Consider the following 13859-nt stretch of genomic DNA (forward strand, 5'->3'; position numbering starts at 1 on the left):
AAATTAATTTAAAAAGAATCATGCTTTTGACCACTATTCTCTCGCTTCCACTGCTTCATAGCTATATAACCAGCTCCATATACCCCGGCATCATTCCCTAATTCCGCCAACATTATCTTTGTCCTATTTTGATATATACTCATTACTTGTTGTTGAAACCCTTTTTGTATTTCTATCAAAAATTGTTCTCCTTGTTCAGCAATGCCCCCGCCAATAATAATCATTTCTGGATTGAGCATATGTGTAATGTTAACTAAACCTGTAATTATATATTGAATGAATTCCTTGTATACACCTTTTGCAAGTTTTTCCCCAGCACGCACTCTTTCCATAATGTCTTCACCTGTTATATGGGGTACACTTCTACCTTCTCTATGAGCTAATTCTATATATCTTTTTGTAAAAGCCAATGTCGAAGCGTATTGCTCTAGGCACCCTCTATTCCCGCAGCTACATTCCTTTCCATTATGAACGATGGTCATATGTCCAAGTTCTCCTGCTAATCCATGTTCTCCTGCTAACATATGCCCATTTATAACAATGCCACTTCCTATACCTGTTCCAAGCGTAAGAAGAACGATGTTTTTTGTACCCTGTCCTGCTCCTTTCCACATTTCACCGATACATGCAGAACGAACATCATTTTCTATTATAGCTTTATAACCAGTATTTTCATAAATATAATCTACAATTTTCGTACCGCTATATGATGGAATATTGGCAGAGAAAACAATTTTACCTCGTTCTTTATCGATGATTCCACAAGATGATACCCCAATAAATTGAAAAAGGTACCTTTTTCCGAAATCACGAATTGTTTCACAAATAAGGTATGGAATTTTCTCATTCGCATGCTGCGCTGGTGTAGGAATTTTTCCTTTTTCGTATAACTCGCCTTCCTCATTCATTACCGTATACTTAATAAATGTCCCTCCAATATCAAAACAAGCAAAAGCTTCCACCTATAACCTCCTCCTTATTCCCGAATAATTGTGATTTTCTTATATAACCTCTCAACATTCTCTCTCTCTATGTACCCTGTTTGTCTTTCCATTGCATTTGCCATTCCGCAAGCAGATGCTAAACGTAGAGCATCTTCTACCTCGTAACCATTTGCAAAAGCATACGTTATTCCTGCAACCATCGCGTCTCCTGAACCGACAGCATTTACAGAATGAACTTTAGGTAAAATTGCTCGAAATGCATCATGTTCTGTCACCAATATAGCGCCCTCTCTTCCAAGAGAGACAAGAACGTACCGTATGCCTGCTCGACAAATGCCCTTTGCTGCTTGAAGTATTTCTTCATATGTTATATTTTCTTTTTGTAATAGATTTGCAAGTTCTTGTCTATTTGGTTTAATTAAAAATGGTTTTCCTTGTATACCATATGAAAGCGCTCGATGACTTGTATCTAATATAAACTTCTTTCCATGTGCAGTTGCTTTTTCTACTAAACTCTTATAAAAAGAATTTGGGACTCCACGTGGTAAACTACCAGACGCAACAATAAACTGTGCTTGTTGTAAAATGGTTTCATATTTTCTTATAAATGTGGCAACTTCCTGTTCTGTAATCACGGGTCCTGCTTCTAATATTTCTGTTGCCACAGAAGAAGATTTCGTAACGAATGCTAAACAATGGCGAGTTTCTTCTTCGATTGATATAAATTCATCCGTAATACGTAACTTTTGAATCTCTTCTCGAATAAATTCACCGTTTTGTCCGCCAAGTAATCCGGTTCCGATTACTTCCTCTCCAAGCAAACGCAGTATACGTGACACATTCACTCCTTTTCCGCCAGCTGTTTTTTCATAATAATTTGTTCGATGAATTTCATGAGGTCTCAATTCGTCTAATTCATAGCGCATATCAATAGAAGGGTTAAGTGTAATCGTCGCAATCATCGCTCTACTCCTTTATACACGATTCACACTTTTACACATTTTTATTTTGTCAGCAACAACGATTTTCATTGCGACAATGGCGTCTTTAAAATAATTGCGAGGATCATTTTCTTCTGGATGGTTATATAAATAGTTTCGTAATTTTGCTGCAAATGCTAGTTTTAATTCTGTTGCAATGTTTACCTTACAAATCCCTAATCTTATTGTTTCTTGTACTAAAGAATCTTTCAAACCTGATGCACCATGTAGCACAAGAGGGATATGGACTTTTTTCTGAATGTCAGCTAAGCGTTGTAAATCTAGTTTTGGTTCTCCCTTATATAACCCATGCGCCGTTCCAATCGCAACAGCTAGCGAATCAATATTCGTTCGCTCTACAAACTGCATTGCTTCATTTGGATCTGTATAAATAGACTTTTCTATAACAAGCTCATCTTCTATCCCTGATAGCTGACCAAGCTCTGCTTCTACCGTTGCTCCATATTGATGTGCATACGAAACAACTTCCCGAACAATCTGAATATTCTCTTCAAACGGACGATGTGAAGCATCAATCATAACAGATCGAACTCCTAAATCAATACACTCCTTTATATCCTTTATATTTTCATGATGATCTAAGTGTAGGCTAATTGGAATATCATACCGTTCCCGCGCAGCTTGAATCATGTGTATAAGAAATTCTTTCCCCATATATTTTATCGTTCCTGGTGTTACTGCAATAATAACTGGTGAGCACAGTTCTACCGCTGTCTCTATGACAGCTTTTAGCGTTTCTAAATTATGAATATTAAAAGCGGGAACTGCATAGCCATTTTCTTTCGCATTTTGTAGCATAAACTGTGTGGAAACAAGCATTTTCTCAATCCCTTTCTCTTTTATATTTCATTTCACCACCAACAAACGTTTGTAGTAACTGTAACTCTTTCGTTAATACTAGGAAATCTGCACGCTTCCCTTGTGCAATACTCCCAATCTCCCGGTCAACCCCAATACTTTTTGCCGGAACAAGTGAAGCCATATGAAAACTCTCTAGTAAAGAAGCATTTGTCCATTTCATCATGTTTTTCACACCATCAAGTAACGAAAGTGTACTTCCTGCTAAAGACCCTTCACTTGTTGTTGCCCTTCCATCTTGCACCGAAACAGCAAATCCCCCTAATTGATATGTACCATCTCCTAATAACCCTGCACGCATACAGTCACTTACTAAACAAGTTTTCTCCTTTCCTTTACATTTATAAAAAATAGAAATAATACTTGGATGTACATGATGCCCATCTACAATTAACTCACCGTACACACTATCATGAAAAAGTGCTGCTCCAACCACACCTGGTTCTCTATGGTGAAGCCCTCTCATTCCGTTAAAAGTGTGTACAAAAATACTTGCACCTGCTCCTATTGCTTCTTCACATACATCATAGTTTGCATCGGTATGCCCAATCGCAATACGAATGTTATATTGCATAGCTCTTCTAATAAAATCTACTGTTCCTTCTCGCTCCGGTGCTAATGCAATCTTCTTAATTGTTCCTTCTGAAGCTACCATCCATTCCTCTAGTAATTCAGCAGTTGGATTTATAAAATATTTCGGATTCTGTGCCCCTTTATGCGCTTCTGTAAAACAAGGCCCCTCAAGAAACGCACCAATAATAAAAGCACCATCTATACCTCTTTTTTTCGCGTTCGCTATGTTTTGTAAGGCCCTTGTTGTACTCTCTAAAGAGTCTGTTAATGTTGTTGGTAAAAAACTTGTCACCCCGCATTGTAATAATGCAACCGATATAGTATTTAACGATTCATATGTTCCATCCATTACATCGTATCCAGCCATACCATGAATATGGGTATCAACAAGCCCCGGAACGATAACGCTATCTCCAAAATCAATAACATGATTGCTGTGCTCTATCTTCTCCACATGCTTTAAAAAGTAACCATTAACAATATGCAAATACCCACTCTGTCGTATTCCATCTTCTAATATATATGTTGCTGCTTTTACATAATAATTCATACAGCACCTATTCGCCTTCTACATAAGAATGAATTGTTACACCTTGTACAACACGATTGACACTCCCACTTGGACAAGGATTGTCTGGTGTAATTCCTAGTGTAATAGACTTATGAAGCGCTAAAATTTGTCCATATAATATATAGAAAAATGTAACATATACATCATCCGTTACATCTTCACCATCATGACATAAAAACGTATCACAATATTTTCTCGCGTCTTCATTCTCTTGATGTGCAACGACGATAATATCGTTTCTTTCCTTTTCAGCAAAGACTTCTTTTAGCAAATCTATATCATATTTTCTCGTGTACGCATTTGTCGATAAAAATAAAACAACCACCGTACCTTTCTTTAAAATTGACTTTGGTCCATGCCTAAAGCCAAGCGGTGTATCAAACATAACCGGAATCTGTCCTGCTGTTAATTCTAGAAACTTAAGTGCCGATTCCCTCGCAAGTCCCTCAAAGACACCTGACCCTAAAAATACAATCTTATGAAAATGTTTCTCTGCAATTTTTTGAATTGCAGATTCTTGTTTTTCAATTATTTCTTTTCCGGTACGAACCATATTCATAATAGTTGTTTTTAACCCATGGACATCTTTATAAGTACATAACAAAAGTGCAGTTAACATCATTGACGTAAAACTTCCTGTCATTGCAAATCCTTGATCATTTGCTTCAGGAGGCATATAAAGGAGCAATGCATTATTTTTTTGCTGAAATTTCTTCGCTAACTCTCCTTCCTTATTACAAGTTAAAATCATATGGTATATGTCTGTTACAATTTGCTCTCCTAACGCTGTAGCTGCTGTGCTTTCTGGACTATTTCCTGAACGAGCAAATGACACCATAATGGTAGGAACATCTTTTTGCAAATAATAATAAGGGTTTGATACAATATTGGTCGTCGGAACACTTTCAATATGTAGCTTCTTTCCACCTGTCATTTTCTTTATATAAGGTGCAATGGTATCTCCAACAAATGCAGATGTGCCTGCCCCAGTAAATATCACTCTTACTTGCTCATGTTTACGAAATATATTTGTAAAAAACTGATCAATTTCATTGTAATGATGCTCAATAATCTCATACACATTTCTCCAAAGTTCTGGCTGCTGAGCAATTTCTTTCGCTGTAAAGTTTGCACCATATGTATCTCTCATTTGTTCATTTGCATGTAATAACATTGTAAGCCCTCCTCCATTCTCATCATGTCATCATTACCAGTTGAGCTACAATAAGTACTACTGCACTTATTGTAGCTCAACTGTATACGTAAACTTATCTCCTCTTGCAATTGTTTTTGTATATTCAATCACGCCTTCTTTTGCATACGTAATTCGTTCTAGCAATAAAGATGGCTCACCAGCTTGAATTTGTAACCAACGTGCATTTTCATCATTTGTAACTACGGCACGAAAGTTCTCAACTGCTTTTGTAATTTGCACTTTATATTTCGTACGAAAAATCTCATACATCGGAGTTTGTTCTAACTCCCCTTTCGTTAAATGTGGAAAAAGACGAACAGGTATATAAGATGTTTCAAATAACATCGGCTCTCCATCTGCTAAGCGTAATCTCGTAATCTGGTATACTTCTTCAATATCGACATTCAAAATTTTCGATATTTTCTTTCCGCAATTCATAACGGAAAAAGATATAACTTTTGAAGATGGAACTTTCCCATATTTCTTCATCTCTTCTGTAAAACTATAAAATTTAACAAGACTTTGATTATATATACGAGGGGAAACAAAACTTCCTTTCCCATGTTTTTTATAAATATATCCTTCCTTCTCTAGCTCTTGCATCGTTTGTCTTACTGTCGTTCTACTGACATCATATATTTCACATAACTCACGCTCTGAAGGAAGTTTATCATGTTCTTGTAAACTACCATTTTCAATTTTTTCTACAATAAGATCCATTAGCTGATAATAAAGTGGTGTACGATTATCTTTTCCAATCATGGTATACTCCCTTTTATTCATAATGTTATGACAATTATTTTATGGCTATTATATCGAATACAAATCGGAATTGCTATTACTTTTCCACTCTATCACACAAAACCTCTTACTGTGCCTGTTCCATTTCTCTTTGCAGCTCTGTTACATAATCCTTTAGCACAATCGTTTCACCTGTTACTCTTGATTTTTCAGCTGCAAATGCAATGAGATGACTATTTGCCGAAACGATTGCAGACGTTAAAGTCTCCGTTGTATTATTATTCACTTTCTCAATAAAATCAATCATAATGGCATTGTCTGCACCCATATGACCACCTGCAATCGTTTCTGGATAAATCTTTTCTACCTCTCCTGAAAAATATTTAATCTCTAATTCATTTAAAACGTCATGACCACGAATTTCTCCTTTTGTCCCCATAATTTTAAATGTACGACAACATTCTTTTGTAAAAGCAGACATCGTGAACGCAACTGTTACGTCATTATCAAATAATAGATTTACAACTTGATGATCAACCACATCATTGTCACAGTGATAAACACAACGTCCATAAGGGCCTGTTTTTAAAGCTTCCCTTCTTTTTTCTATATCTGTATCAATTGAAACAACGTTTGCTGGCCATTCATCTCTTTCATGTAAATACCATTTTAACGCCGAATATTCACAACTACTTTCCACCTCACAACCGTCTATGCAGCGCAGCGTTGATCCTTTTGGAGCATATTCTGCTTTAAAATGTGTTAAACTCCCAAACGATGAAATTTTCGTGCACTCCGCATTCACAATCCACTGCAACACATCCATATCATGACAACACTTTTGTAAAATCATCGAGCTAGATTCCGCATAGTTACGCCAGTTCCCTCTTACAAAACTATGTGCTTGATGCCAATGTCCCACATTCTCATTCCACTGAATCGAAACAATATTACCAATCTTCTTTTCATCAACAATCTCTTTTAACTTTCGATAAAATGGGGCATATCTTAGTACATGACATACTGTTAATAACGTATTATGCTTTGCCGCAGCCTCTGCAATCTCTAGTGTCTCTACTGGACTTGGAGACATTGGCTTTTCTAACAAAATCTTATATCCTTTTTCAATGGCTTGCATCACTGACTTATAATGAAAACGGTCTGGTGAACAAATCAACAATACATCACAAAATTTTTCTTTCTCTAAAAGCAACTCCCACGTTTCAAATTGCATGTGTTCTGGAATACTATGCATTTGTGAAAATTTCTTTCTCTTTCCATCATCTACTTCTGCTACAGCGATAAACTTCATTTCTTCTGGATTTTGTAACGCATATGGAGCATATGCGTACATTCCACGGCTTCCTGCTCCAATCAGTGCTGCTGTAATCATACATCATCTCTCCCTCTTCACTTTATTTTCCACCTGTAATTGTTATTCCTTCAATAAACTGCTTCTGTAAAAAGATAAATAATATTAGCATCGGTAAAATCGCTAAAAAGGACCCCGCCATCAGTACTGGATAATTTGTTGCATATTGCCCTTGCAATGAAGATAATCCAACTGATAATGTCATCATTTCTGGTGAACTATTTACAATCATTGGCCACATTAATTCATTCCAAGACCAAAGTGTTGTAAATATACCAAGTGCAATTAAACCTGGCTTCGCAAGCGGCAACATTACATGCCAATAAATTTGGAAATGGTTACAACCATCTAATCTCGCAGCTTCTTCTAACTCTTTTGGAATCCCCATAAAGAACTGTCTTAATAAAAATGTCCCGAATGCACTAAATAAACCTGGCACAATAACTGCTTGTAATGTATTTAACCACTCTAGCTTTACCATGATTAAATATTGTGGTAACAAAAACACTTGCGCTGGCACCATCAAAACAGAAAGCATCAATAGAAATAAAATATTTCTTCCAGGGAATTGAATTCTCGCAAAAGCATATGCCGCTAATGAACAAAGAAATAATTGACCTACTGTTCTGATAATTGTAACAATAATTGTATTCATCATAAACTTAAAAAACGGCAATAACTCAAACACCTCTGTATAATTCATCCACAGAAATGTTGATGGAATCACAACTGGCGGAACTTGAACAGACTCAGCATAAGTCTTTAAAGACGTTAATACCATCCAAATAAATGGACCAATCGTTAATAACGCACCAATAATAAGAGTTACATGGATTACAATTGTATTTTTGTTTCGTATAACCGTTTTTTTATTCATCATAATGCACCCACTTCTTCTGTAAAATCATTTGAATAGCGGTAATAATCAATATAATGACTAACAGTACAACTGCAATAGCCGCAGAATAACCCTTTTCATTTAAAACAAATGCATTTTGATAAAATAAGTACACAACAGATTGTGTATTTTCAATCACATTACTTGTGCTTCCAACCATCATAAAAATAAGATCGAATACTTGGAAAGCCCCAATGAGCGACATAATTGTGACAAAAAAGATTACTGGTGATAAAAGTGGAAGTGTAATTTTAAAGAAAATTGTAAGTGGTTTTGCTCCGTCCATAATTGCCGCTTCATAGTACGTTTTCGGGATATTTTGAAGGCCAGATAAAAAAATAACCATGTTATAACCAATCCCACTCCAAATCGCTACAATAATGATAGAATATAAAGCTAAATTTGGATCCGTAAGCCAACTCGGACCTTTTATACTAAAGAAAGACAATATGTAATTCAATAATCCGTAGTCAGTATTATAAATCCATTTCCACACCATCGCGATAGCAGCTGGCATTGTAATGACAGGTAAAAAATATAGTGTTCGATAAACCGATTTCCCTTTAATATTTTGATTTAATAATACTGCTAGTATAATGGATAAAAACACAGTAATCGGAACGGTTAACACAATATAAATGAATGTATTTTGAAATGCCTTTACTAAGTCGCTATCTGTAAACATTTTTTTATAATTGTCTAGACCAATCCATTCATACGTACCAAATGCATCCCAAGCTGTAAAACTGAAATACATATTTTGTACAATGGGCCACATATAAAAAATAAACAGACCAATAATTGTAGGAGCAATCATCATGTATGCCCATATATAATCCGATTTCTTCTTATTTCTCATTTTTGACTGTAATGGTACACGCTTTTTACCTATTACTTCAAGCTGTGGATCTTTCATGTCTTTCCCCCTCTCTTTTCGTTTCAAGAAAGGTAAGGGGAACAACTATCCCCTTACTCTTTTAGTTTACTAATCAATGAGGCGTATAGAGCCTTCTCACTAATTTTCATTTCACTTTATTTTTTAGATAATACTTCGTTTGCCTTTTCCGTTAATTCTTTTGTAGCTTCTTCAACCGTGATTTCTTCTCCCCATACACGCTTTAAAACTTTTGTTTCTTGTTCCCATAGTGCACTCGTATGTTTTACACTTGGTAACGGATATGAATAATCAACACCTTCAATATACGCTTTTAAGTTTAATTCAGGAACAGATTGTACCCATGCACCTTGTGTACCGTTAAAAGCAGGAATAACAGTTCCAGTTTCTGCAAATACGTTTGCTGCTTCTTTCGATCCAAGATACTTTACAAATGTCCATGCTGCATCTGGATGCGTTGTTTTCGCAGCAACAACATTCGCTAATCCATGCATTGTTACAGCACGTTCTTTTCCTTGTGGCATAACAGCTACATTTAAATCAGCGTTTTTCCGATATTCAGGAACCATCCACGGACCATCAAATACCATCGCTACTTTGCCTGACAAAAATAAATCAGAAGCTTTCGTCTCTGTCATTTGCGCATACGTTGGTGATAATCCTTCTTTAATAAAACTAATATTATAATTTAAAGCTTCAATTGCTTCTGGCTTATTAAAACCAACTGTTTTTTTATCTTTTGAAAGCACGTATCCTTTATTTTGATAAATAAGGTCGTAATATCCACCTTGGTTTCCCATCGTCGCTGCAAATCCCCAAACGCCTTGCTCTTTATTTGTTAGTTGTTTCGCCACTTCTTTTAATTTCTCCCAATCCCACGTTTCATCTGGATAAGCGATGCCAGCATCATCAAATAATTTTTTATTATACCAAAGTGCAGTTGTATCAAAATCTTTCGGAATTCCATAAAATTTTTCATTTACTGTATATAGATCGATTAAAGATTTCGGATAATTATTTAAATCGTATTTATCTTGTTTTACTTTGTCATCCAAAGGCATCAACACATTTCCAGAAGCGTACTTCACAATATTTGGCCCATTCATCCAAAATACATCTGGTAATGCATTTCCTGTTGCTGCTGTTTCAAGTTTTTGGAAATATTGACCATAAGGTGCTAATTCTACTTTTACTTTAATATTTGGGTGCTTTTTATTAAAATCTTTAATAATTTGCTCTACAGCAGGTAGCTGCTTTTTATCCCAAAGTGCATATCTAATCTCAACTTTTTCATCTTTTGGCTTCGTAGTAGCCTCTTTATCACTAGAGCAGCTCGCTAACACAAATAATAATATAACGCATAGTAAGCCAAACCATTTCCTCATCGCATTTCCCCCTCTATAAACGATTTTTTATGAAGTAGCATTCATTATTAGCCAAACTTTCATCACTAACCATGAATGAAACAACCAACAGAAAGTAAAACTTCAATCAGTTTGTATTCTCCATCCCCACTGCGTGTTAGCTTAGCCCTACAACCGGGCTGTTATGAGCTGTTAATGGGTGATAAACCGCTTTCATTATAAAGTGAAACTTCACGCAGTTGGGGTTTTCTTCATTCCCCACTGCGTGTCAGCCCGCCCCATCGGGCTTTTACGGACTGTTAATCTCACACCTAAACTTCTTCGCTTTTTCTCAACTTTTGAGGTGGGAGTTTTACAGCCCATTAATGCGGGATAAAGTTGAATTCCTCTTCATAAGCTCATTTACTCGTAAAGTTTTCATTACAGATATAATGATGTCATTACCAGTATCAGCACCATAAAAAATCCGTACAATTGAATTTTTAAATTATACAATTATAACTAACCATCAAAAATAATATTTGATATATTTCTCCATCTCGTTGTAAAATTGATAATGATATGATGTCATCATTACCAGTTGGCTGAAGTATATCATTTCTAGCCTCTCTTTTTCAATATTTTTCTGAATTTTTAAATTAATTAACTCAGAAACACCTCTTCTTCTAAGATTACTCATAAAAATTTCTTTTTAACACTATAAAACAGGAGTTGATTACGTTGGCTGAACTATTATTGGACTCTATTTCTAAAGTTTATGATAACAAAGCAACCGCTGTTTCTAACTTCCAGTTACATATTCAAGATAAAGAATTTATTGTATTTGTAGGTCCTTCTGGATGTGGCAAATCTACTACGTTACGGATGATTGCTGGTCTAGAAGACATTTCTGAAGGTTCCTTTTACATTGATGGAAAGCTTATGAACAATGTTGCCCCGAAAGATCGTGATATTGCTATGGTTTTTCAAAACTATGCTTTATACCCTCATATGTCTGTTTATGATAATATGGCATTTGGCTTAAAACTTCGTAAGCTAGCAAAAGAGGAAATTAATAGGCGTGTTATAGAAGCCGCAAAAATTTTAGGTCTTGAAGATTACTTAAAACGAAAACCAAAAGCATTATCTGGTGGACAACGCCAGCGAGTCGCTTTAGGCAGAGCTATCGTGCGTGATGCAAAAGTATTTTTAATGGACGAGCCATTATCAAACTTAGATGCTAAATTACGTGTTAGTATGCGAGCAGAAATCTCCAAGCTTCATCGCCGCCTAGGTACAACAACCATTTACGTAACACATGATCAAACAGAAGCTATGACAATGGCAACAAGGCTTGTCGTGATGAAAGATGGATTCATTCAACAAATTGGTACGCCAAAAGAAGTATACGATACACCTGCAAATGTTTTTGTTGGCGGATTTATTGGATCTCCAGCCATGAATTTCTTTACTGGTACTTTGCACGATACATATTTTCATATCGATCACATTCGTTTACAAGTTCCCGAAGGTCATGTTAAACAATTACACGCACAAGGGTATAATGGAAAAACATTCATTTTAGGTATTCGTCCTGAAGATATTCATGATGAATTAATTGCTATCGAAGCATTCCCTGAATCTACAATTACCACTACTGTTGATGTGGCTGAGCTATTAGGAGCCGAATCTATCATCCATAGTAAACTAGCAAATCAATCATTTATTGCTCGTATTCATGCCCGTACTGAAGTAAAGGCAAATGATACACTTTCTTTATCGTTTGATTTAAATAAAGCTCACTTTTTTAATATAGATACAGAGCAGCGTATTCAGCCTATTTCCATATAGCACCCTTAAAAGATTCTGGTATATACCGGAATCTTTTAAAGGGTATTTTATAATTTATTTCACCGGAGATCCAGAAACAATATGCCAATGAAGATGTTTTGAATCCTGGTAGTCTCCTAAATTCGTAATAACTCTACAAGCTCCATGCTCTTCAGTAACGATAGCTGCAACCTTTTTAATAACTCCCAGTAACTCAATTAATAATTCAGTATCACTTTCTTCTAATGCAATTAAAGAAGGAATGTGTTTTTTAGGTATCGCAACAATATGGACTGGATAAAAAGGTTTTGTATGATAATAAGCTAATACATGATCGGTCTCTAATACTTTATTTACTTTCGTTTTCCCGCTTAATACTTCATCGCAATAAAAGTCTTCCGTCATAAAAGCCCCCATAACAGTTATTTGATTTTAATTGCTTACAAAGTAAATACTAACTTGTAAATGAATTCGGGCTTTTACGGGCTGTTAATCTCTCACCTAAACTTCTTTACTTTTTCTCAAGTTTTGAGGTGGGAGTCTTACAGCCCGTTAATGCGGGATAAAGTGAAACTTCACTTAGTAGGAAGATTCATCTTCCGCCTATTGAGATTTGATGAGATAAAAATAATCCCAGTATACACTGGGATCATTTTTATTACCAAGATGTTTTAGATTGTTGAATTGTATCTGTTGTTTTATCAATATCTTCCATCATCTGCTTTAATTGAGTTAAACCATCTTGTAACTGATTTTGACATGTATCAATTCGATATGCAAAGGCACGAATTGACTCTCGTGTTGGTGGAGTTGTAGACTCAGATGCATCAATAATTTCTTTTTCAATTGTATCGAACCCTTTTAGTGCAGATTCTAACATTTGAACTGCAAACTTAGCCTTATCAGCTACATGATCAATTTTAAGAGCTGTTGTTTTTGCATTAGATGTTCCCCAATCTGAAGACATATAATTTGGTGTTGGTTTTGGCGTGTAGGACATTGTAATCCCCCCTATTTTTGATATTTATCAGTAATTTCATCAATTTTATTTGTTAATTCATCGATTTCATCCGTTAGCTCATCAATCTCATTTGTAAGAGCATCTACGTCTTTAATATTTTTTTGTACCTCTTGTAAGTTATCAATGGAACTATTTACTTTAGACATAATCTCCGTTGTAATTGAACCAATTAAAACTTGCACATGGTCCGGTGCATTCACACCAATTTGTTGCACTAATCGATCTACTAGTGGTTGAATTTGAGTAAGTGTACTTTGAGCACTTTTTAACTCACGTCCACAAGAATTTAATTCTGCATCAATTTTATCTGACGTTCTATCAATCTTAGATTGTGTAATCTGATCAATTTCACGCACTACCTTATCAATATCATTACAAATTTCACGAACTGCCCCTTTTCCTACGATCATCATAAACTCCTCCTAAATATCATTTTATCAATAAATCCCTTTATATTTACAATTTGTTCGAATGTAGGTCTTTATCACTCATTCGACTAATCCGACTAAATAACTTTGACAATTACTTTCATTCTTCTATTTTCTTTAAAAGTTCAAGTTAACATTAAGAATCCCCTATTAATCTTTTTACAGAGCAATTTCAAATTATTCTCAAAT

14 protein-coding genes are annotated in these 13859 nt (G+C 35.4%); 1 reads left to right on the top strand and 13 read right to left on the bottom strand.

Features of this window, described 5'->3' with window-relative positions; genetic code table 11:
- Nucleotides 1–8: 8 nt before the first annotated feature.
- The 10 genes from BAMA_RS13690 to BAMA_RS13735 all read right to left on the bottom strand — a co-directional run bounded on the left by BAMA_RS13690 (nucleotide 9) and on the right by BAMA_RS13735 (nucleotide 10433).
- Nucleotides 9–962, bottom strand: a complete 954-nt coding sequence (locus BAMA_RS13690) for an ROK family protein (protein ID WP_034639929.1) — start codon at nucleotides 960–962, stop codon at nucleotides 9–11.
- A gap of 14 nt (nucleotides 963–976) precedes the next feature.
- Nucleotides 977–1906, bottom strand: a complete 930-nt coding sequence (gene pfkB / locus BAMA_RS13695; RefSeq protein ID WP_034639930.1) for a 1-phosphofructokinase — start codon at nucleotides 1904–1906, stop codon at nucleotides 977–979.
- Between the two features lie 12 nt (nucleotides 1907–1918).
- Complete coding sequence (gene fba, locus BAMA_RS13700; RefSeq protein ID WP_034639931.1) at nucleotides 1919–2764, bottom strand: class II fructose-1,6-bisphosphate aldolase; 846 nt, start codon at nucleotides 2762–2764, stop codon at nucleotides 1919–1921.
- A gap of 4 nt (nucleotides 2765–2768) precedes the next feature.
- Complete coding sequence (gene nagA / locus BAMA_RS13705) at nucleotides 2769–3926, bottom strand: N-acetylglucosamine-6-phosphate deacetylase (RefSeq protein ID WP_034639933.1); 1158 nt, start codon at nucleotides 3924–3926, stop codon at nucleotides 2769–2771.
- A gap of 7 nt (nucleotides 3927–3933) precedes the next feature.
- Nucleotides 3934–5121, bottom strand: coding sequence for an SIS domain-containing protein (locus BAMA_RS13710; RefSeq protein ID WP_034639934.1), 1188 nt, complete (start codon nucleotides 5119–5121; stop codon nucleotides 3934–3936).
- Between the two features lie 66 nt (nucleotides 5122–5187).
- Complete coding sequence (locus tag BAMA_RS13715; protein ID WP_034639935.1) at nucleotides 5188–5904, bottom strand: GntR family transcriptional regulator; 717 nt, start codon at nucleotides 5902–5904, stop codon at nucleotides 5188–5190.
- Nucleotides 5905–6010: 106 nt separating this feature from the next.
- A complete protein-coding gene (locus BAMA_RS13720) occupies nucleotides 6011–7276 on the bottom strand; it encodes a Gfo/Idh/MocA family protein (RefSeq protein ID WP_034639936.1) in 1266 nt (421 codons plus the stop codon).
- Between the two features lie 22 nt (nucleotides 7277–7298).
- The gene (locus BAMA_RS13725; RefSeq protein WP_034640110.1) at nucleotides 7299–8132 is read right to left on the bottom strand and encodes a carbohydrate ABC transporter permease; all 834 of its coding nucleotides are present in this window, start codon (nucleotides 8130–8132) and stop codon (nucleotides 7299–7301) included.
- Nucleotides 8125–9069, bottom strand: coding sequence for a carbohydrate ABC transporter permease (locus BAMA_RS13730; RefSeq protein WP_034639938.1), 945 nt, complete (start codon nucleotides 9067–9069; stop codon nucleotides 8125–8127). Before BAMA_RS13730 ends, BAMA_RS13725 begins: the two co-directional genes overlap by 8 nt.
- Before the next feature lie 116 nt (nucleotides 9070–9185).
- The gene (locus tag BAMA_RS13735) at nucleotides 9186–10433 is read right to left on the bottom strand and encodes an ABC transporter substrate-binding protein (RefSeq protein WP_034639939.1); all 1248 of its coding nucleotides are present in this window, start codon (nucleotides 10431–10433) and stop codon (nucleotides 9186–9188) included.
- A 699-nt stretch (nucleotides 10434–11132) separates the two neighbouring features.
- Between BAMA_RS13735 and BAMA_RS13740 the strand changes: the two genes are divergently transcribed.
- A complete protein-coding gene (locus tag BAMA_RS13740) occupies nucleotides 11133–12242 on the top strand; it encodes an ABC transporter ATP-binding protein (protein WP_034639940.1) in 1110 nt (369 codons plus the stop codon).
- Nucleotides 12243–12296: 54 nt separating this feature from the next.
- Here the strand turns inward: BAMA_RS13740 and BAMA_RS13745 are convergent, their stop codons facing one another.
- The 3 genes from BAMA_RS13745 to BAMA_RS13755 form a co-directional block, all read right to left on the bottom strand.
- Nucleotides 12297–12626 carry an HIT domain-containing protein gene (locus BAMA_RS13745; protein ID WP_034639942.1) on the bottom strand — a complete coding sequence of 110 codons (330 nt, stop codon included), beginning with the start codon at nucleotides 12624–12626 and terminating at the stop codon, nucleotides 12297–12299.
- Between the two features lie 253 nt (nucleotides 12627–12879).
- Nucleotides 12880–13221, bottom strand: a complete 342-nt coding sequence (locus BAMA_RS13750; RefSeq protein WP_034639944.1) for a hypothetical protein — start codon at nucleotides 13219–13221, stop codon at nucleotides 12880–12882.
- Nucleotides 13222–13232: 11 nt separating this feature from the next.
- Nucleotides 13233–13655: a hypothetical protein gene (locus BAMA_RS13755; protein ID WP_034639945.1), complete on the bottom strand. Its 423-nt coding sequence runs from the start codon at nucleotides 13653–13655 to the stop codon at nucleotides 13233–13235.
- Nucleotides 13656–13859 lie beyond the last annotated feature (204 nt).

It is taken from the genome of Bacillus manliponensis, from assembly GCF_000712595.1.
GTDB classification, from domain to species: Bacteria; Bacillota; Bacilli; order Bacillales; family Bacillaceae_G; genus Bacillus_A; species Bacillus_A manliponensis.

What these genes read in the sequence shown, in the direction of transcription:
- BAMA_RS13715 (WP_034639935.1), bottom strand. Translation starts at nt 5,904, where the DNA reads ATGATTGGAAAAGATAATCGTACACCACTTTATTATCAGCTAATGGAT.
- BAMA_RS13735 (WP_034639939.1), bottom strand. Translation starts at nt 10,433, where the DNA reads ATGAGGAAATGGTTTGGCTTACTATGCGTTATATTATTATTTGTGTTA.
- BAMA_RS13745 (WP_034639942.1), bottom strand. Translation starts at nt 12,626, where the DNA reads ATGACGGAAGACTTTTATTGCGATGAAGTATTAAGCGGGAAAACGAAA.
- BAMA_RS13730 (WP_034639938.1), bottom strand. Translation starts at nt 9,069, where the DNA reads ATGAAAGATCCACAGCTTGAAGTAATAGGTAAAAAGCGTGTACCATTA.
- fba (WP_034639931.1), bottom strand. Translation starts at nt 2,764, where the DNA reads ATGCTTGTTTCCACACAGTTTATGCTACAAAATGCGAAAGAAAATGGC.
- BAMA_RS13710 (WP_034639934.1), bottom strand. Translation starts at nt 5,121, where the DNA reads ATGTTATTACATGCAAATGAACAAATGAGAGATACATATGGTGCAAAC.
- nagA (WP_034639933.1), bottom strand. Translation starts at nt 3,926, where the DNA reads ATGAATTATTATGTAAAAGCAGCAACATATATATTAGAAGATGGAATA.
- pfkB (WP_034639930.1), bottom strand. Translation starts at nt 1,906, where the DNA reads ATGATTGCGACGATTACACTTAACCCTTCTATTGATATGCGCTATGAA.
- BAMA_RS13750 (WP_034639944.1), bottom strand. Translation starts at nt 13,221, where the DNA reads ATGTCCTACACGCCAAAACCAACACCAAATTATATGTCTTCAGATTGG.
- BAMA_RS13720 (WP_034639936.1), bottom strand. Translation starts at nt 7,276, where the DNA reads ATGATTACAGCAGCACTGATTGGAGCAGGAAGCCGTGGAATGTACGCA.
- BAMA_RS13725 (WP_034640110.1), bottom strand. Translation starts at nt 8,132, where the DNA reads ATGAATAAAAAAACGGTTATACGAAACAAAAATACAATTGTAATCCAT.
- BAMA_RS13755 (WP_034639945.1), bottom strand. Translation starts at nt 13,655, where the DNA reads ATGATGATCGTAGGAAAAGGGGCAGTTCGTGAAATTTGTAATGATATT.